Annotated in this window: 16 protein-coding genes; 7 read left to right on the top strand and 9 right to left on the bottom strand. The window is 65.1% G+C overall.

Annotation, left to right across the window (positions count from 1 at the left end; translation table 11 throughout):
* Positions 1-99: 99 nt before the first annotated feature.
* The 4 genes from ABWP89_RS17610 to ABWP89_RS17595 form a co-directional block, all read right to left on the bottom strand.
* Positions 100-861 (bottom strand): hypothetical protein, encoded by a 762-nt coding sequence (locus ABWP89_RS17610; RefSeq protein WP_353230951.1) that lies wholly within the window; start codon positions 859-861, stop codon positions 100-102.
* A gap of 233 nt (positions 862-1,094) precedes the next feature.
* Positions 1,095-3,590, bottom strand: coding sequence for an HAD family hydrolase (locus ABWP89_RS17605; RefSeq protein ID WP_353230950.1), 2,496 nt, complete (start codon positions 3,588-3,590; stop codon positions 1,095-1,097).
* Between the two features lie 120 nt (positions 3,591-3,710).
* Complete coding sequence (locus tag ABWP89_RS17600) at positions 3,711-5,051, bottom strand: cyclic di-GMP phosphodiesterase (RefSeq protein ID WP_353230949.1); 1,341 nt, start codon at positions 5,049-5,051, stop codon at positions 3,711-3,713.
* A 128-nt stretch (positions 5,052-5,179) separates the two neighbouring features.
* Positions 5,180-6,124: a DMT family transporter gene (locus ABWP89_RS17595; RefSeq protein ID WP_353230948.1), complete on the bottom strand. Its 945-nt coding sequence runs from the start codon at positions 6,122-6,124 to the stop codon at positions 5,180-5,182.
* Between the two features lie 167 nt (positions 6,125-6,291).
* Between ABWP89_RS17595 and tauD the strand changes: the two genes are divergently transcribed.
* Positions 6,292-7,125, top strand: coding sequence for a taurine dioxygenase (gene tauD / locus ABWP89_RS17590; RefSeq protein ID WP_353230947.1), 834 nt, complete (start codon positions 6,292-6,294; stop codon positions 7,123-7,125).
* Between the two features lie 52 nt (positions 7,126-7,177).
* Here the strand turns inward: tauD and ABWP89_RS17585 are convergent, their stop codons facing one another.
* Positions 7,178-8,578: an aldehyde dehydrogenase gene (locus ABWP89_RS17585; RefSeq protein ID WP_353230946.1), complete on the bottom strand. Its 1,401-nt coding sequence runs from the start codon at positions 8,576-8,578 to the stop codon at positions 7,178-7,180.
* A gap of 240 nt (positions 8,579-8,818) precedes the next feature.
* On the opposite strand from ABWP89_RS17585, the gene ABWP89_RS17580 reads away from it, so the two are divergent.
* A complete protein-coding gene (locus ABWP89_RS17580) occupies positions 8,819-9,442 on the top strand; it encodes a hypothetical protein (RefSeq protein ID WP_353230945.1) in 624 nt (207 codons plus the stop codon).
* Between the two features lie 99 nt (positions 9,443-9,541).
* Here the strand turns inward: ABWP89_RS17580 and ABWP89_RS17575 are convergent, their stop codons facing one another.
* Positions 9,542-10,795, bottom strand: coding sequence for a 2-oxoadipate dioxygenase/decarboxylase family protein (locus tag ABWP89_RS17575; protein ID WP_353230952.1), 1,254 nt, complete (start codon positions 10,793-10,795; stop codon positions 9,542-9,544).
* A 142-nt stretch (positions 10,796-10,937) separates the two neighbouring features.
* Between ABWP89_RS17575 and astD the strand changes: the two genes are divergently transcribed.
* The 3 genes from astD to ABWP89_RS17560 all read left to right on the top strand — a co-directional run bounded on the left by astD (position 10,938) and on the right by ABWP89_RS17560 (position 13,636).
* Positions 10,938-12,347 carry a succinylglutamate-semialdehyde dehydrogenase gene (astD, locus tag ABWP89_RS17570; protein WP_353230944.1) on the top strand — a complete coding sequence of 470 codons (1,410 nt, stop codon included), beginning with the start codon at positions 10,938-10,940 and terminating at the stop codon, positions 12,345-12,347.
* A gap of 96 nt (positions 12,348-12,443) precedes the next feature.
* Entirely contained in the window at positions 12,444-12,998 is a 555-nt protein-coding gene (locus tag ABWP89_RS17565) for a sigma-70 family RNA polymerase sigma factor (RefSeq protein WP_353230943.1), read from the top strand.
* Positions 12,995-13,636 (top strand): DUF1109 domain-containing protein, encoded by a 642-nt coding sequence (locus ABWP89_RS17560; protein WP_353230942.1) that lies wholly within the window; start codon positions 12,995-12,997, stop codon positions 13,634-13,636. Before ABWP89_RS17565 ends, ABWP89_RS17560 begins: the two co-directional genes overlap by 4 nt.
* A 3-nt stretch (positions 13,637-13,639) precedes the next feature.
* Here ABWP89_RS17560 and ABWP89_RS17555 read toward each other — a convergent pair whose 3' ends face one another.
* From ABWP89_RS17555 to bufA2, 3 genes are all read right to left on the bottom strand, one after another.
* Positions 13,640-14,404, bottom strand: a complete 765-nt coding sequence (locus ABWP89_RS17555; RefSeq protein ID WP_353230941.1) for an HvfC/BufC family peptide modification chaperone — start codon at positions 14,402-14,404, stop codon at positions 13,640-13,642.
* Entirely contained in the window at positions 14,401-15,225 is an 825-nt protein-coding gene (gene bufB, locus ABWP89_RS17550) for an MNIO family bufferin maturase (RefSeq protein ID WP_353230940.1), read from the bottom strand. Before bufB ends, ABWP89_RS17555 begins: the two co-directional genes overlap by 4 nt.
* 76 nt (positions 15,226-15,301) lie before the next feature.
* Complete coding sequence (gene bufA2, locus ABWP89_RS17545; RefSeq protein ID WP_353230939.1) at positions 15,302-15,589, bottom strand: BufA2 family periplasmic bufferin-type metallophore; 288 nt, start codon at positions 15,587-15,589, stop codon at positions 15,302-15,304.
* Between the two features lie 230 nt (positions 15,590-15,819).
* Between bufA2 and ABWP89_RS17540 the strand changes: the two genes are divergently transcribed.
* On the top strand, positions 15,820-16,098 hold the full coding sequence (locus ABWP89_RS17540) for a BufA1 family periplasmic bufferin-type metallophore (RefSeq protein WP_353230938.1): 279 nt from the start codon (positions 15,820-15,822) through the stop codon (positions 16,096-16,098).
* 90 nt (positions 16,099-16,188) lie between these two features.
* A complete protein-coding gene (locus ABWP89_RS17535; protein ID WP_353230937.1) occupies positions 16,189-16,632 on the top strand; it encodes a DoxX family protein in 444 nt (147 codons plus the stop codon).
* Positions 16,633-16,707 lie beyond the last annotated feature (75 nt).

The raw sequence follows: 16,707 nt of genomic DNA, 5'->3' as shown, positions 1-16,707 counted from the left end.
GAGCATCTCGTTTACACCGAGAGGGTCAGCGGTTCGAGCCCGTTACCGCCCACCACGCCATATCCTGTTGCCCGACGCGGTTGACCGGGGGCGCATGGTTCAAAGCTTCAGTTTCAGGTTGAGCTTGAAATGAAGCTGGTTGCGCGACGCCGCGCTGGTCGAATTCAGCCCGAAATCATAGCCAAGGTCGGATACCAGCGACACGTTGCGGTCGATCAGGTTCAGCTGCATCAGCGGCCCGGCGATACCATCGTGGCCCAGCATGGGCGCCGACAAGGTGCCCAGTGATCCGCGCGCAGTCACGCCCAGCTGCATGGCCGGGGCCACGCTGACCAGCGCGTGGCTGTCAAAGCTCATCGCCGTCGCATCGGGGCCAAACAGCCGGCGATGCGCGGCCAGGTTGAAATCGGCATCAACGATGTCGCCGGCATGGCGCACGTGGATATCGGTATTCATCGCCCCGGATTCGACCAGCCGCGGGCTGATACTGACCGCCACGCCTTCGCGCGAACCAAAGGTCGGATTGGCCAGCGCGGTCAGATTGCCGGCACTGGCAACATTGCCAGGCGGTTTCGCACGAAATGGATCGACCGGTTCCGGTGGCCGCGCAGGTGCAGCATCGCCCGCCACGCGTGTCACATTACCGACTGATTGCAGCAGATTGGCGGTCAGCGTGGCTTCGAACGTCTGGCTGTCGGCAGCAAACAGGCCACGCGCGGCGTCATCCAGGTCGGGCAGCGGTGCAAACACTATCGGGATCGCGACGATGGCCGTCTCTGTCGGTGCGCCGCTGTCGGTGGTCACCTCCGCCGGCGGTACGGTCAGCGCCACCGGCCCTTGCGCAAGGGCCGGACACGGCACCCCACCGATCCCGACGGCACCAAGCACGCCGGCCGCCAGGGCAAGCGCCCGCAACGGTCGTCGGGTGTGGCAATCGTCGTGCTCCTGGTCGGACATGGCGGCGAAAAACTTTGCAAGGCGGTCGGCGGGGCAATGACACGGGGTTTTGGCTGCTGCATCCGGCGGTCCGGCCAAGACCCGGACCACCGGCAACGTGCGCGATAACCGCATGCTTTCCCGCTATTTACGCCATGTCAGGCGGCTGCGCCAGCCTCGTCCGGCGCGAATACGTCTGTCCTGCCGGTGCCGCCAATCGCGCGAAACACCACCACGATCACCATGTTGGCATCGTCGATGGCTGGTGGCGGCGGCAACAGCACAAATCCGCCAGCTTCGGGGCAATGCCACAGCCGGTCGGTCAGTGGGACAATGCCTTCAAACTGCGGCACGACCGCAACCTGGCGGGTGTGGGTGTCATGCCGGTTGTCGAGGTATTCACGTGCCGGCAGCGCCGTGATCGAATGGACCTCCACAAACGGGGCCAGATTGCCGAATGGGATTGCCGCGACAAACCGGCTGGCCCCGACCGGAATGCACAGCGCGCTATACCCGTCATGCGTCGGCCGGATCGGCAGATCGATCCGCGTGGAACGGTGGTTGTCGCTCAGGATCACCGCCAGCGTCCCGCCATCGTCGGCAAAGTCGGCGGCGGTCAACGGCATGGGGAACAGCGCCGTGGCAAAATGGGTCAGCCGGGTGGCAAACCCCCGTTCCGCCAATTCTGCCGGCAGGAACATGCGGCGTACGCCCTTTTGATAAAACAGCCCCTGTTGCAACAATCCTTCATGCGCGATCGCGGGGTCAAACAGCGCCAGCGTTTCCGCCGTGCCCAGATTGACGTCATGTTCAAACGCGGCGACCACGGCCAGCTCTTCGCGCTGCGGCAGAAACATCAGCCGCATCAGCGTCGCCGCATTGGCAGCGCGCCACAGGTTGATTGCTTCGGCACGGGCCACGGTGTCGCCGCCACTGCGCCGGATATGCGCCAGCGCCGCATCGCCAAATGCCAGGCAGCCCTGCTGCACGGTTTCGCGCACTGTGCTTTGCCGTTTGCCGATGTCATTGCTGCTGCGCACCGGCGTCCCGTCATCGGCATAATCGATCACCGATCCGCAGGCCATCGTCGCCAGCTGTTCGATCAGCGCCACATTGGTGGTCATCGCGTTCAGCGTGGCAGGGTCATAGTGCTGCTCATCCAGATAGCCGGCCTTGTCGCACCCGGATTGCACCATTTCGCGCAGTATCAGGTACCGCCCGGCGACATGTACCTTCAACGCGCGCTGCAACAACGGGTCGATCAGCGATTGCACCGATCCGTTGTACCCCAGATCGACCAGCATCAGCGTATCGCCGGGCGCAGGGTTTACGCTGTTGCGCACATGCGCGACCAGGCGATTGGCCAGCGCTTGTGCAGCCTTGACGATCGGACGCCGGTTTTCCGGCACACGGCACCATTCCACCAGCGCGGTCCAGCCCGGGTCGGCAGTGCGACCCGTGCACAGCGCATCGATTGTCGCGGCGGGCAGACGCAATTGCCGGGCAAGAATGGCCGGATCGATCCCGCGATTGTGCTCCACATGGCGCATGATCGCGGTATCCTGGGCAAAGGTGGCAAAGGTCGCGGTCAACCGGCTGATTTCAATGGCATGGATCGATCGCGCCGCCCCACCGGCCTGGTGCATGCGCATCGGCAGATAACCGTCGCGCATCAGGAACAGCCAATGCACCACGCCACCGCGCGCCTCGTGCAACGCACGCGCCGCTGACCGCAACCATTGGTCAAACCCAAACAGCACTGGTCCCAAAGTGGCATAGCCCAGCTGGAATGCGGGCGGGCGCGCTTGCGCAACCGCCATGGCCAGCGCCGGCCGGTGCGGCTGCGACGCCGGCAGACGCGATCCGCCTTTGCCCTGCAGCAGCGCCGCGACCGCACTTTCCAGCCGCAACTGCTGCGCCGCCTGCGCGGTGAACTGCTTCAGGTGCAGCGTATGCACGCCAAATGGTTTGACCCCGCCAACATCGGCGGCGTGATTGTCGCCAACATGCAGAATCTGGTGCGGCGCCGCTTTCAACCGGGGCAGCACATCGCGGTACAGCCCGGCGGCCTTGGGCTTGCCATAGGTCGATGAACAAAACACCCGGTCGATCAGCGCCGCCACATCGTCGCCAGCTGCCTGCGCGACCAGGTCGTGCAACTGCCGCGGGCCGAGGTACGTGTCGGACACCAGAATGACCTGCAGCCCGCGTCGCTTTGCCTCACGCATCAGCGCGATGGTCGGCGCAAACCCATAACAATGCCGCGCCTCGGCCGCGAGCTCGGCGGCAATCGCCCGCGCGCGATCGGCATCGCGGGCGTGTGGCATGATCGCGCGATAGATTTCGTCGATGCCGATGTCGTGCACCCCGCGCGCGGCATGCGCGGCCTGCCGCGCCTGGCGTTCGCCATGCACGCGCTGATAGGGATTGATGTGGGGCAGCGTCGCAAACAGATCGGTCGGCGCGTGGCAATCGCGCCACAACAGCGTGTCAAAACAATCAAGGCTGAGCACGCGCAGATCGGAAAACCAGTCGAGCACCATTGGCAATTCGTGCGGCAGGCACGCGTCGCGCGGGGGTGTCGGGGCGAGGATCGGCACCTCTGCCGCCATGCGGTTGCGCGGCGGCGACTGGGTCTGGAACGGGGCGTTCATCGGCGGGCCTTTGCTGGCAGGCGGCGGTTGGTGTCGATGGTGCCGCCGGCGGAAACTTAGGCCAATCATGGTAAACGCGCGTCCGCCAGCAGCGCACGCAAAAGTCCTTATGCACCAGCGTCAGGCGGCCTTGTCCGCGCGTCCGGCGCGTTTGCCCGCCGGCATCACCTGTTCAACCGCCGCAGCCAGCGCAGCAGCGGCAACCGCCTGCACCCCTTGGGGCAGGCTGCCGATCTCTGCCGGGCCGGCAATGGCATCGGCACCATAACAGCTGGCCATGTCGATCCAGACTTTGTCGATCCGCTGGCCGCTTGCGGTATCGAAAAATACTGCGACCAGCGGCTGGTCGGGCGCGTCGCGATGCTGGTCGATCACCACCGCCAGACGCCCTGATTGCAAAGCGACCACCGATCCGGTCGGCCAGATGCCGATGGTGGTTTCAAAGGCTGACAGCATTTCGGGGTCATAGGCGCCGTTATCGGCCTTCATCATCCGCAATGCTTCACCGGGGTCCAGCTTTGGCGTATCCGCTGCACCGCTGGCCAGCAGATCAAACGCGTCGCAGATCGCCGCCATCCGGCCCAACCTGCTCAGACGGTTGCCGCCCGTGCCGTGGGGCCATCCGCCACCGTCAAAACGTTCATGGTGTTCCAGGCAGGCGCGCGCGATCGTGTCGGACAACTGGCTGCGCACGATAAAGTCATGTCCCAGTGGAACATGCCGCTGCATCACGTCGGCGGGCAAGCTGCGCCAATCGATATTCTGTTCGTTCGGCAACAGACCCACGCCATTGTCCAGCAACAGCCCGGCCAGGCCGGCGGCATGCAGATCCATCGGTTGCAACCGCAATGTGCGGCCCAGCGCAATCATCAGGGCGCTGGTGGCCAGTGCATGGCGATAGACGTTCTCGTTGTCGCGGCGAAACTGCAGCAGGCCGTTAAAGGCATAAGGGTTGCTTTGCATCGATGTCATGATCGAATCGATCACCGGGCTCACCGATGACAGCGAAATGGTCTTGCCCAGCCGCATTTCCAGAAACACATGCGCCACCACTTTCAGCCCGCGTTCGGCAACGCTCTGCGCCTTGCCAAAGCCGCGCGCGACTTCGGCCGGCGGGGCCGACAACACCCTCGCCACCATGCTGGCCGGCGGCGGTGGCGGCGGGGCGGGCAGGGGCAGCGGCGCGGTCAGCGCGGCCCGGCGCTGCGGCGGCACGGGGCCTGCCGGCATGCGGCGCGGTTCGCGTTCGGCGCCACTGGCGGGCGCGGCCGCATCGGGGTCAATCCCGCGTTCGGTGTCGATAATCACCCCGGGCACATCACTGGTGCGCAACTGTTCCAGCTGATCCGGATCGGTCAGCAAAAACCGCGCGCGCCAGAACGGATGGCTGAACCAGTTCCCTTCCAGCTTGTGGATGTACATGCCCAGGACGACATCGGATGGATCGATCCGTTTGTGCATGGTTGATCTGGCCTGACTATACCGGTCTTGGGTTGGGTGGTCGCGTGGCGCCGGCAGCATTCCGACACCCCGGACACTATGCAGGGCGGGTGAATTCCGCTTCATCGCCACATCGGTATTAGCCCGTATCAGGCTGCCGGTTGTCCGCGCCACCCGCGCAAAAACTGCCCCGAAATCCCCGTGGTCGCAATCACGATCCCGCCCAGGATCATCATCGCGCCAAACGCAAAACCGGCGTCGATGCGGTCACCCAGCAACACGATCCCGGCCGCCACGCCAAACACCGGGGTCATGAAACTCAACACCCCCAGCCGCGCCGCACTGTATTGCCGCAACAGTGAAAACCACGCCAGATAGCTGCCGAATGCCACCACCATGATCAGCCACAGCAGCGCCAGCACCAGCGTCGCGTTCGGTCGCACCGTGGTTTCACCCAGCGCTACGGCCATTGCCGTCGTACCGATCGCCGCCCCCGCCAGCTGGTAAAACAGCGTGATCGTCGCCGGTGCGTTGGCCAGCCGTGACCCGCGCAACACCACCGCGGTGGTCGCCCACGATACCGCCGCGGCCAATGCCAGCAGGTCGCCCAGCCGCATCGCCGGAAACTGCGCGGTGTCACTGCGCCCCAGAAAGGTCACCGCCACCCCGGCAAACGCCAGCGCCACCCCCAGCCATTGCCCGGCGTTCAGCCGTTCATCGCGACGCATCAGCCCCAGCACAAGCGCCATCATCACCGGCGCAGAATAGAGGTAAACCGTAACGTGTGAGGCACTGGTAAAGCGCAAGGCTTCCCCCGCGAACACGAATTCCAGGCCAAAAAACACGCCCACCAGCATTCCCGGCAGCCATGTTTCGCGCGACAGCCAGCGTGTTTCACCCCGGGCCCAGGCGACAATCAGCGTCGCCACCGCGGCCACCGCCGACCGCAGCCCCAACTGCAGCGTCGGGCTCATCTGCGCAGCGGCGATTTTGACCACCGTCTGCTGGGTGCCCCATATCACGCACAGCATGACCATGATCACCACGGCGCGCCGGTCGATAGGTTTGCGGTCGTCTGGCACTGGCTGTGGCATGGGTTCTTTGTCCTGTGGCCCGGCCCGATATCCCGGTTGCAGCCGGGGCGGGGTATAGAATTTTCTTATCCGGTGCAGAACACGCTCGCAGCGGCGCCGTGATGGCCTAAAAGAGCGTGAACCTCGGCCGCACCACCAGGTCGGCCCCAAGCGGACGAACGACGACTATGGCCATGACGATTGAACCGCTGACGCCGGCGATCGGTGCCATTGTATCAGGCATGGATCTGTCGCAACCGCTGGATGACGCTGCCCGCAGCGCGATCATGGCTGCACTGCTGGACCGGCAGGTGATCTTTTTTCGCGATCAGACCCTGACCGAAACGCAGCAGCGCGATCTTGCCGCCGGGTTTGGCCCGCTGCATATCCACCCGATCTACCCGCGGTCGGCCGACGTGCCCGAAATCATGCTGCTCGATACCGCACTCAATGACTTGCGCGATAACGCGCTGTGGCACAGCGATATCAGCTTTTCCGAAACGCCCTCGCTTGGCGCGGTGCTGCTGGCGCGCAAGATTCCACCGCTGGGTGGTGATACGCTGTGGGCCAGCGCCAGCGCCGCCTATGACGCGCTGCCGGCCGCGCTGCAGGACTATCTCGGCACCCTGTCGGCCATCCATGATCTGGCCAAATCGTTTCCGGCCGACCGCTTCGGCGCCGATCCGCAGGCCAGCGAACAGCTGGAACGGGCCAAGCGCAACAACCCCCCGGTGGTTCACCCGGTCATCCGCACGCACCCCCAAACGGGCAAAAAGGCGATCTATGTCAGCGAAGGGTTCACCACCGGCATTGTCGGCATGGACCCGACGATGGCCGAACCGCTGCTGGCGATGCTCTATGCCCACATTACCCGGCCGGAATTTACCGTGCGCTGGAAATGGCGCGTCGGCGATGTGGCCATCTGGGACAACCGCCCCACCCAGCATTATGCCGTGTATGACTATGGTGACGGCCACCGCGTCATGAACCGCGCGACCATCATCGGCGATCGGCCGGTCTGACCCACATCGCGTGAACCATCCGGGGCGGCGCACTGGCCGCCCCGCACAGCGATCAGATCGGAAAATGCCCGGGCTGGGTTTCCACCGTGATCCAGCGCAATTCGGTAAAGCTGTCGATCCCCGCCTTGCCGCCAAACCGGCCATAGCCCGATGCGCCAACGCCGCCGAATGGCATCTGCGCTTCGTCATGCACGGTCGGTCCATTAACATGGCAGATGCCCGACCGGATCTGGCGCGCCACGCCCAACCCGCGCGCGATATCGCGCGTGAACACCGCAGCAGACAGGCCATATTCGCTGTCATTGGCCAATGCCACGGCGTGCGCCTCATCACGCGCGCGCACAATCCCGACCACCGGCCCAAAGCTTTCATCGCGAAACAGTTTCATCGCCGGGGTCACGCCATCAACCACGTGCGCGGGCATCAGCACGCTGCCGATCGTGTCGCCGCCGGTCAGCAGCGTGGCCCCGTGCGCCAGCGCATCGTCGATCAACGCGTGGCAATGCGCCACGGTTTTGGCGTCGACCACCGCGCCCAGCGGCGTGGTGCCGGCGCGCGGGTCGCCCACCGCCATCGTCGCCACTTTTGCGCGAAACTTTTCGGCAAAGGCGTCGGCCACCGCGTCGACCACGATAATCCGTTCGGTCGACATGCAGATCTGCCCCTGGTTCATGAACGCGCCAAACGCCGCGGCTTTCACCGCTTCATCCAGATCGGCGTCCTCCAGCACCAGCAGCGGCGCCTTGCCCCCCAGTTCCAGCAGGCAGGGTTTCAGATGTTGCGCGGCGCGCGTGGCGATGATCCGGCCGACCGCAGTCGATCCGGTAAAGTTGATGCGCCGCACTTCCGGCGCATCGATCAGTGCGCTGACGACGGCGGCGGCATCGGCCGGGGCATTGGTCACCACCTGCACTACGCCCTCGGGAAAGCCGGCCTCGGCAAACGCCTCGATAATCAGCGCATGGGTGCGCGGGCAGGATTCGCTGGCCTTCAGGATCACCGCATTGCCGCATGCCAGCGGCACCGCGATCGCGCGCACACCCAGGATGATCGGCGCGTTCCACGGCGCAATGCCCAGGATCACGCCAACCGGTTCGCGTGATGCCATCGACAGGCAGCCCGGCTTGTCCGACGGGATCACTTCGCCGGCAATCTGCGTGGTCAGCGCTGCCGCTTCACGCACGATCCCGGCGGCCAGCGCCAGGTTGAACATTGCCCAGCCCGCCGTCGCGCCGATTTCGCCCATCATCGCGGCAACAAAATCGTCCTTGCGCGCCTCCAGCGCAGCGGCGGCGCGGGTCAGCACCGCGCGTCGCGCATTCGGCCCCATCGCCCCCCACGCGGGCTGGGCGGCAGCGGCGCGTGCGGCAATCGCGGCCATATCGGCGGCCTGCATGGCCGGCGCGGTTGAGGCGATGGCCCCGGTAATCGGGTCCAGACGGTTGAAATCCATGGCCACCACTCTCCTGCATAGGGGGACACCGGCCCAGGGCGCCGGAGTCCGCTGATTGATATGTGATATAGCGTAAATGGTCAGACCGCAATTGCTCGGCAGATGAACAATCGCTTCACCACTCCGTTTCATCGCCGTTCATATTCGAAGGTCTATTTCTGAACTCAAGCAGACGAATCGCTGACGGAACACATTCAACCCCGGCCACGATCAACACCCCGGCTGATAAGGAGCCAGACCATGACGACGATCTTCAAAAAGGCCATGCTCGGTACCGCACTTGCCGCCACCGCCGCTATCGGCGTAGTGGCCAGCGCCACCCCCGCTGCGGCCCACGAATGGGGCGAACGTCGCCACGGTGGTGATGGCGCGGCTATTGCGGTCGGCGCCGGCCTGCTGGGGCTGGTGATTGGTGCGGCCATCGCGTCCGATCACCATGACCGCCGCGCCTATGTCAACGAAGACGCCTGCTATGACGCCTATCCGGGCTATGACGGCTATTGCTACCCGGCCTCGTACTACACCAGCAACGGCTGGGGCTGGCGCGAAGGCGCATGGTGGTACGGCGGCACACGCTATGCCCGCCCATTTGTGGTCGGTGGCTATCGCGGCGGTTACACGCAATATCGCGGATACCAGGGTGGTGGCTATTACGGCGGCGACAACCGGCGCGGCTATGAGCACGACGGTGACCGTCGCGGCAATTGGGGCGACGACCGTGGCTACCAGGGCGGCGATCGCGGCTATCAGGGTGGTGACCGTGGCAACTGGGGTGGCAACCGCGGCTACCAGGGTGGCGATCAGGGCCGCGGTGGCAACGGCTGGGGTGGTGGCGATCGTGGCGGCGACCACGACCACCGCTGATAACCCATAACCGCCATCATTTCCGGGGCCGGTTGGCTTGCTTCATCGCAAGCGGACCGGCCCCGGCCTGTTTGGTACCACCCGATCCCGCGCGTCTCTTCAGGCCGACTCAGCCATGGCCGCATAAAGGCCAAAGGGGTCGATCACCGCGCGGCCCAGCGCGGCTTCGAACGCAACCTGTGATGATGCACCGGCATAATCATGCCGCGCTTCACCGGCCAGGTTCGACTGAAAAATCCCCGCCGCGCTGACCGGCAGAAAATCCTCATAAGTCACCGGCTCACCCCCGCGCAGATAGATCAGCCCTTCGCGCGCCAGCGTGGCAACATCGTCGGGGAACGCGGCAAAGCACGCGCGCAGCCGATCCGCATAGGCCACCGCCGGATCGCCACCCTGCGCCTCGGCCAGCAACCGGTCATACAGCGCGCGCCCCTTGGGGGTCAGCGCGGCGCCGCGCTGTTCGATCTCGCCAAACCGCGCGGTGTGGCGGCCGGAATCGGCACCGGTCTGGTCGGCAAACCGCACTTCCTCGGTCAGCGCCTTGAAACTGGTCTGGCGCAACAAGATCGGCACCGCGCGGGTCGGCGGCCCTTCGATCTGGTCCTTGGCATCGATCCCGCGCGCCAGCATTTCCGCCTGCGCCGCATCGATATCCAGCGTGCGCGGGGTCAGGTGATTGATATGCGGTCCTTTAAACGCGACAATATCGGCAATCAACCGGTGCTGCGTGGCCAGCCGCTGATACGTAGCCTGATCAACCGTCGCATCGTGGTGCCACCGAAACGTTTCGAGCAGGGCCGCAACAAATGCATCAGCCTCGGCATCATTCAGCCCGCCATTGCGTTCATCACGCAAAATCAGATCGAGCGCCGCGTCGCTAAAAATCTGCCGCCGCGCCAGAATTGCGCCAATTTCGGCGCGCAAGGCATCGTCATCGATCAATTCGTGGCGCAACAGCGAACAGAACACACGGAACGGATTGGCCGCCAGCGCCGCCTCGGTCACGGGGCGAAACGCGGTCGAATGCACCGGCACGCCTGCGGGCGCCAGATCGTAATAGCCGACCGGCGCCATCCCCATCACGGCAAAGGCGCGCGCCATCGTCGCCAGTTCCTGTGCAGTCCCCAGCCGGATCGCGCCATGCCGCTCCACCCGCAGCCGTTCCACCCCCAGCCGCGCCTGCACCGGTGCGCCGGCTTGCTCCACCACGCCCGCATTCACATCGGCCACGATGGCCAGCAAATCGGCATAAAGCGGCACTTCTGCGCGATACATGTCGGACAGCGCGGCGGCGAACCGGGCGCGGATCACATCAGGTTCAACAAACACGGCGGTTTCGGCAACGGCAGGCATCACGATCAGTCCCTGGCTGGAAATTGCGCCCGGATTGCGCGGGGCGGTGGTTGGCACTGTCTAAACAGACTCTCCGCCCTTTGCCAGATCGCGCCGTGGCATGGTAGGGGCAGCGCCAGCGACAATACGGGATGATGATGGTATGGCTGACATGTTGCAATCGATCGATCCGGCCAGCGGCGCTGTCGTGTGGCAGGGCGCTGTTGCCGATCACGCGGCCTGCGCCGATGCGATTGCCCGCGCCCGTGCTGCGGCGCCCGGCTGGGCACGGCGGCAGCTCGACGAACGCGTTGCCCTCGCGCGCGCCTATGCCGCGGTGCTCGATTCCCGGCGTGAGGATCTGGCCCGGCTGATTTCGCACGAAACGGGCAAGCTGCTGTGGGAAACCCGTACCGAAATCGCCGCGATGATCGGCAAAGTCGAAATTTCGATCCGCGCCCAGGCCGAACGCGCCAGCACCACCGACAGCGCCCAGCCGTTTGGCCGCGCGGTGCTGCGCCATCATCCGCACGGGGTGATGGTGGTGCTGGGGCCTTACAATTTTCCCGGCCACCTGCCCAACGGGCATATCGTGCCGGCGCTGATCGCGGGCAATACCGTGGTGTTCAAACCGTCGGAGCTGACCCCGGCGACCGGCGCGGCCATGGTCGATGCCTGGCACGCTGCGGGGCTGCCCGCCGACGTGCTGCAAGTGGTGCAGGGCGGGCGCGATACCGGCGCGGCACTGATCGATCAGGATATCGATGGCCTGCTGTTTACCGGTTCGGCCACCGCTGGGCGCCATTTTCGCCGTGCGCTGATCGATCGGCCGGGCGTCATGCTGGCGCTGGAACTGGGCGGCAACAATCCGCTGGTGGTGTGGGACAGCGTGACCGATCCCGCCGTGCTGGCCAATCTGGTGGTGCATTCCGCCTTCATCACCACCGGCCAACGCTGTTCTTGCGCGCGCCGCCTGATTGTTCCGGCGGGCACAGAAGGCGATGCGGTGGTCGCGGCGCTGGTTGATCTGGCGGTCCGTCTGCCGATCGGTGCGGGCGAAGACGATGCCTTCATGGGCCCGTTGATCGGCACTGCGGCTGCGGCCGGCGCGCGTGCTGCGCTGGCCGGGCTGGTCGCCGCTGGCTGCACCGTGCTGCTGGATCGCAACCGGGTTGACGGGCGGGGTGACGCCTTCTTCGGCCCGGTCGTGCTGGATGCGACCGGGGTGGCGGTGCCTGATGCAGAAATTTTCGCGCCGGTGCTGACGGTGGTGCGCGTGCCCGATTTCACTGCCGCAATCGCCGCCGCCAATGCCACCGCCTTCGGGCTCAGCGCCGGGCTGCTGTCGGCCGATGCGGCACTGTGGGACCGTTTCGTCGCCGAAATCCGCGCCGGGGTGGTCAACTGGAACCGCCCCACCACCGGCGCCGCCTCTGCTGCGCCGTTCGGGGGCCTGGGCGAATCCGGCAACCATCGGCCCAGCGCCTTTTACGCCGCCGATTATTGCGCCTATCCGGTCGCCAGTTTCGAGGCCGCCGCGCCAGCCCCAGTGCCCATCCCGGGGCTTGGCTGACCCACGTTGTGGCTGGGCTGCAATTTTCCGTGGCGCCCGGCAAATCATGCTGTAACCAAACCCCCGCACGCAACGAAATGAACAGGTCAACAGTGCATGGCGCATGATGACAATCACCTGCGGGCACTGATGCTGGCAGGCCTCGCGGGCGATGGCGCCGCGCACGCGGCATTGTTGCGCGCGTTGCTGCCACCGTTGCGCGGATTTTTTCGCCGTCGGCTTTCGGCCAAAAGTTCGGGCTCACGCGATGATGACATCGAGGATCTGGTGCAGGAAACAATGATTGCCATTCACCAGCGCCGGGCGACGTATGATCCGGACCGCCCCTTTGGCGCGTGGCTGTTCGCGATTGCGCGCTACAAGCTGATCGACCGTTATCGCCGTTCGGGGCGCACCATGCCGCTGGACGATCTGGGCGAGCTGGCCGACGAATTCGACTTCGCACAGGCCAGCGATGCCCGCAGCGACGTTGATCGCCTGCTCGACACCATCCCCGACAAACAGGCCGCCGTGCTGCGCGCCACCCGGATCGAAGGGTTGAGCACTGCCGAAGCCGCCGAACGACTGGGTATCGGCGAATCCGATGTAAAGGTCTCGGCCCATCGCGGCCTGCGTGCGCTGGCCGACCGGGTCAAAGGTGGCTGGCGATGAACAGCGAAGAACTGATCGCGTCGCTGACCAGCGATCTGCGCCCGGTGCCGCGCCATGCGCTGGGCCGGCGGATCGCCTTTGGCATGGTCGCCGGCGGGGTGATCACCCTGGTGGCGGTGGCCTGGTGGCTGGGGTTCCGTCCCGATCTGATGCCGGCGATGCACGGCGCCACGTTCTGGATCAAATGGGCCTATACGCTCAGCCTGGCGGTCTGCGCCACGGCGGCCACTGCCCGGCTGGCACGGCCCGATGGCGGTGTTGGCGGAGCACTGCGGCTGATGCTGGTGCCGGTGCTGGCACTGGCCACCATCGCGGTGGTCGAACTGGCCCAGGCGCCGCGTTCGCACTGGCTGGCGATGTGGCTGGGCGACAGCTGGATGATCTGTTCGCGCAACGTGTTTGTGCTGGCGCTGCCGATTTTTGCCGGGCTGCTGTGGTCGTTCCGCTGGTTTGCACCGACGCGGCTGGGGCTGGCGGGAATGACCGCAGGCATGGCGGCCGGCGCCTGGGGCGCCACGCTCTATTGCCTGCATTGCCCCGAAACATCGGCGCTGTTTGTGCTGACCTGGTATTCGCTGGGCATGGGCGCAGCGGGATTGCTGGGCTGGCTGGTGGGCCCACGCCTGCTGCGCTGGTAGGGTTCAGGCGAACCCGGCCACCAGCGCTTCACCCAGCCAGCGCCCCAGCACCGTTCCGGCACTGGTCACTGCTTCGGCCGGATCGCCACTGCTGGCCATTTCATCACAGATCTGTGCAAAGCTGGCGCCCGCCATCGATCGTTCCACCATCAGCGTCTCGGTCACATCGGCACGGCGCATCACCGGTTCAAACCCCTGGCGCCAGACCATCACCGTGCCGGGCGCATCGCTGATGGTAACGGCGGGCACGGGTTCCCCGGCCGCCAGCGCCAGCCACAGCGCATCGGCGTTCGACCGCAGTGATAACAGCCGCAGCGATGGCACCGGGCGGATCGCCGCATAGTCCCAATCCACCCCGGCCAGCCCGCTGGCATCGATCGGCACCGCATCGGCGGTCACAAACGCATCGCCAACCGCGCGGTCGATCATCGCCAGCTCGGCCACTTCGGGATCATCGCGCCACAACTCGCGCAGCGTCGCATGAAACGTGCTGCCATAGGCATCGATCGTCCAGTCACTGGGCGGATGCGCGTCGATATGGTGCGCGGCGGCGGCCGCAAAGGCATCGTCGCCCAGCCATGCTGCACAGCGCTTGTGCGTTTCGCGCAAGGCCTCAACCAGCGAAACGCGATAGTTGTTCTGATAGACCACGATGGCTGGCCCGACTTGCAGCGTGGCGGCCAAGGCGCGCGCGCGATCATCATCAGGTTCGCGCAACCAGGCGGAAAATTTCTGTTGCAGTTCGGCCAAGGGCAGCACGGCGGTCATGCCACCACCTCTGCCAGCGCCGCCAGCGTGCGCGCCTGGCCCAGTTCGTCGATCAATTCATCCAGATCGGGAATATTGCCATCGCGTTCGATCATCGTCGGCACCGGCCCGGTGCGGCGGATCGTTTCGGCATACAGTGCCCAGACCTGCGGGTCGATCGCTGCATCGTGGGTATCGATCAACCCATGTTCGCCCTGGCTGTGCCCGGCCAGGTGGATCTGGCCCACCGCATCCAGCGGCAGCCCGTTCAGCCAGGCCTGCGGGTCCAGCCCGTGGTTGGTCGCGCTGACATGCACGTTGTTCACATCCAGCAACAACCCGCAACCGGTGCGCCGCACCATCGCGTGCAAAAATTCCCATTCGGGAATGGTGCCGGGAAAGGCGATATAGGTCGATGGATTTTCAAACAGCATCTGCCGGCCCAGGTGGGTCTGCGCCTGATCGATGCCGCGACAAACGGTGTCGAGCGCTTCTTCGGTCAGCGGCACGGGCAACAGATCGTGCGAATTGAACCCGCCGATCCCGGTCCAGCACAAATGGTCGGACACCACTGCCGGCTCGATCCGGTCGACCAGCACCTTCAGCACGTCAAGATAGTCGCGGTTAAGCCCGTCGGCGGAACCCACCGACAGCGACACGCCATGCAGCGCCAGCGGATAATGCCCGCGCGCCCGCATCAGCGTGTCGATCGGCCGCCCGCCGACGCCCATGAAATTTTCGGAGATGACCTCAAAGAAATCGACCGCCGCATCGCCCGCGGTAAAGCTGGCATAATGCGGCCGGCGCATGCCAAGGCCAAATCCAAACAAAGCGTCGGTCATCGTCGGGGCCTTTGGTCGCAAAAACAGGCACGGCCGTGCCATTGCTGGCACGGCCGCTGGGGGGGGTGGGTAACGCTTACTTGGCTTCGGTCAGGCTGCCGCCGTCGGCCATGCACTGTTCCTTGCTTTCGGCCTTGAAACCCTGGCCCTTGCAGGTGTTCTGGCCCTTGCAGCTGTTGTGCGCGGTGGCGCAATCCGATGTGCCCTTGCAGGTGTTGATGCCATAGCAATGCACGGCTTCAGCCGCCTTTGTCGCTTGGGCCATGGCGGGGGCAGGCAGCACGGCCAGCGTGGCGGCCAGCAGCGCGGCCTGGCCAGCGATCGAAAGCATGTTGGGGGTAAAGCGGGAAATGGTCATGGTCATGATGAGAAACTCCAGGTTGTGCCGGGTTGGCATCTGGCATTTCGCCGGATGTCGGCCGGCGGTTACAGCGCAGCAGAAAAATTTGTTGGCCCGAAATAAATTGTCGAGTCCTGCCCGGCAAACGTAACCGGCCGGGCAATGGTGGCGAAATGGCAATGTGAGGCCGGAACGCAGTGTTCGCAGGACTTCATGGCCATTCAATCTTACCCACCCAAAACAGGAGAGCCCTCATGAAAATCGCAGCAACCGCATTTACCTCTGCTTTCGCCGCCAGCCTTGCACTGGGCCTCGCCGCCGGTGCCGCCCATGCCGCCGATGCCAAACCGGCGATGGAAAAGTGCTATGGTATTGCCCATGCCGGGCAGAACGATTGCGCCGCCGGTGCCGGCACCTCGTGCGCTGGCACGCAGAAAACCGATTACCAGGGCAATTCGTGGAAACTGGTCAAGGCCGGCACTTGCGTCACCACCAAGACGCCCCACGGCAACGGCTCGCTCACCCCGCGCTGAACTTGATGATCCGCTGCACCCGGCGCGCGGCCTGATCGCGCGCCAGGTGCAGCCGGCCCCGCGATAAACCTCGCGCAAAGGACCTCTGCCATGATCGATTTCTACAACCGGGCCACGGGCCTGGCCGGCCGGCTGTTGCCTGCGTCGCTGCTGCTGCTGGTAGCGCGGTTTGGCATCGCCGCCATTTTCTTCCTGTCCGGCCGCACCAAAGTGACCGGATTGCTGAACATTACCGACAGCGCCTATTACCTGTTCGAAACCGATTATCGCCTGCCGTTCGTGCCGCCGCATATTGCCGCGCATCTGGCGACGTATTCGGAACATCTGTTTCCGATCCTGCTGGTGCTGGGGCTGGGCACGCGGTTTGCCGCGCTGTCGTTGCTGGGCATGACCACGGTGATCGAAATTTTCGTCTATCCCGATGCCTGGCCAACGCATCTGTCCTGGGCCGGCCTGCTGCTGCCGCTGATTGCCCAGGGCGGCGGCGCGTTGTCGTTCGACCATCTGATCGGCACCCGGATCAGGCAGCGATAACTGGTGAAATTGCGGCGGTGTTATACCAACGAGCGGTGAAGCTGACTCACGGTGGGGATTCCCAAGCGGCTGATT

Origin of the sequence: Novosphingobium sp. (assembly GCF_040398825.1) — a bacterium.
In the GTDB taxonomy this organism is placed as follows: Bacteria; Pseudomonadota; Alphaproteobacteria; order Sphingomonadales; family Sphingomonadaceae; genus Novosphingobium.
The sequence above is the reverse complement of the archived record's forward strand: the minus strand, read 5'-3'. Positions and strand labels throughout refer to the sequence as shown.

Bases quoted from the DNA above. Each gene is read 5' to 3' on its own strand.
- astD (WP_353230944.1), top strand. From the start codon at position 10,938: ATGGCTGACATGTTGCAATCGATCGATCCGGCCAGCGGCGCTGTCGTG.
- ABWP89_RS17565 (WP_353230943.1), top strand. From the start codon at position 12,444: ATGGCGCATGATGACAATCACCTGCGGGCACTGATGCTGGCAGGCCTC.
- ABWP89_RS17605 (WP_353230950.1), bottom strand. From the start codon at position 3,590: ATGAACGCCCCGTTCCAGACCCAGTCGCCGCCGCGCAACCGCATGGCG.
- bufA2 (WP_353230939.1), bottom strand. From the start codon at position 15,589: ATGACCATGACCATTTCCCGCTTTACCCCCAACATGCTTTCGATCGCT.
- ABWP89_RS17555 (WP_353230941.1), bottom strand. From the start codon at position 14,404: ATGACCGCCGTGCTGCCCTTGGCCGAACTGCAACAGAAATTTTCCGCC.
- ABWP89_RS17580 (WP_353230945.1), top strand. From the start codon at position 8,819: ATGACGACGATCTTCAAAAAGGCCATGCTCGGTACCGCACTTGCCGCC.
- ABWP89_RS17560 (WP_353230942.1), top strand. From the start codon at position 12,995: ATGAACAGCGAAGAACTGATCGCGTCGCTGACCAGCGATCTGCGCCCG.
- ABWP89_RS17535 (WP_353230937.1), top strand. From the start codon at position 16,189: ATGATCGATTTCTACAACCGGGCCACGGGCCTGGCCGGCCGGCTGTTG.
- ABWP89_RS17600 (WP_353230949.1), bottom strand. From the start codon at position 5,051: ATGCACAAACGGATCGATCCATCCGATGTCGTCCTGGGCATGTACATC.
- ABWP89_RS17540 (WP_353230938.1), top strand. From the start codon at position 15,820: ATGAAAATCGCAGCAACCGCATTTACCTCTGCTTTCGCCGCCAGCCTT.
- ABWP89_RS17575 (WP_353230952.1), bottom strand. From the start codon at position 10,795: ATGCCTGCCGTTGCCGAAACCGCCGTGTTTGTTGAACCTGATGTGATC.
- ABWP89_RS17595 (WP_353230948.1), bottom strand. From the start codon at position 6,124: ATGCCACAGCCAGTGCCAGACGACCGCAAACCTATCGACCGGCGCGCC.
- ABWP89_RS17585 (WP_353230946.1), bottom strand. From the start codon at position 8,578: ATGGATTTCAACCGTCTGGACCCGATTACCGGGGCCATCGCCTCAACC.
- bufB (WP_353230940.1), bottom strand. From the start codon at position 15,225: ATGACCGACGCTTTGTTTGGATTTGGCCTTGGCATGCGCCGGCCGCAT.
- tauD (WP_353230947.1), top strand. From the start codon at position 6,292: ATGGCCATGACGATTGAACCGCTGACGCCGGCGATCGGTGCCATTGTA.